The organism is Robinsoniella sp. (assembly GCF_034124845.1).
In genome coordinates, this window is record NZ_JAWYAJ010000103.1 from 31,747 (window position 1) to 33,238 (window position 1,492).

The window sequence follows — 1,492 nt, forward strand, 5'->3', positions numbered from 1 at the left end:
TGCTGAACCCGCAGTATATCGTAGATGGAGGCAGTGCGTTCAGCCCGCCAAAACCTGTACGGGAGGGGTATACCTTTATAGGCTGGGACAAAGAAAATTTCCGTATTGCATCCCCGGTAAAAATACAGGCATTATATAAAGAAGGAATTTATTTAACCTGTCCAGTATCCTTTTATGTTAAAATAACAGGGAATCCATCCTGGCAGTTGTTAAAAACGGAGTATGTACCGGTGGGAGACGATGCTCACCCGCCAAAGCTGCCAGTCAATTCCGGATATACTTTCCGTGAATGGTCCGGACAGATTACAGGAATCCAGACAGCTCAGAATGTATATGCCCAATATAATAAAAATACGGAAACAGAGACAACATACACAGTCCGGTTCTGGTGTAGAGGGGAAATTATAAAGACAGAGGAGGTGGCTATTGGGGGGAATGCAACTCCGCCAGCTGTACCGGGATTAAAAGGATACAGCTTTGCTGGCTGGGATAAAAGTTATGTGAATATAAATCCGGGCACGCGCTCTATGGCAGTAGACATCACTGCACAGTACCAGCTTACCAGCGGGATACAAAATGCAGGGAGTGTGTCAGATCTTGTAAATGCCTTAATGGCACTTGGAGTGCCGGTTGCAGTGAAAAATGGGTTTTCTGCATTAGGGGCGGCAATTATAAATCCATTTGATGGAATCATTTTAGATGTCTTGGCAGCAACTGCATTGGTTGGAACCATTATTTACTATTGGGATGATATAAAAGATTTATGGTCAGATATTAAGGTCATCTTCAGGAACTTTGCTGGAATGGACGCTGCGGGCGAAATATTAGATAATATTGAGGCTGGGGTGGATGAAGCTGGGAAAGAAGATGGGGATTCTGAGGCTGTATATGCGCAAGCTGCAATAGATGCAAGGGATGCTGAGATAGCACGTATATGTGAGCTAAGTAATACCCAAAGAGATAAATATGTAGTTGTAGTAGCTGGATATAATAAAAATACAGGTCAAGTAGCTGTTGGGGCAAAGATTGAAGAAACAGGTATGAGGACATATTGTGCTGAGGATATGGTTGTAGCCCAGTTGATTGAAAAAGGTGCTACATTAAAAGAAATTGTAATGACGCCGGGAATTAGACCGAGGACAATGGAAATAATTGCGGTTTGTAAATTTTGTCAAGAAAAATACTCGCGAGATAATTTTATTCCAGGAACACCTTTTGAGTAAAAATTAAAAAATAATATTTGGAGGATTATATCATGGATAGTAATGTTAAAAATAAGTTTTGTATGTCATTTACGAATGAGGAAATAAAAGAATATTTTCTAAAACCATTAAGAAAGAATACAAATCTGAAATTTAGAATATTGTCAACTGAAGGGGAAGAACTTTGTGAAGAATCAAAAGAAAAAATTACTTTTGTGTGTTTTGATGGCCAAAGAGAGAATTTTTATATTAGATTTTATGATCACTTGACAACGATATATATTAGTGAT

At 39.1% G+C, this 1,492-nt stretch carries 2 protein-coding genes; both read left to right on the forward strand.

Features of this window, described 5'->3' with window-relative positions:
- Positions 1–1,223 (forward strand): InlB B-repeat-containing protein (locus ACH2DQ_RS05155; protein WP_394913602.1); only part of this gene is annotated, 1,223 nt, incomplete at its 5' end.
- 32 nt (positions 1,224–1,255) lie between these two features.
- On the forward strand, positions 1,256–1,492 hold a 237-nt coding region (locus tag ACH2DQ_RS05160), incomplete at its 3' end, for a hypothetical protein (protein WP_395025828.1).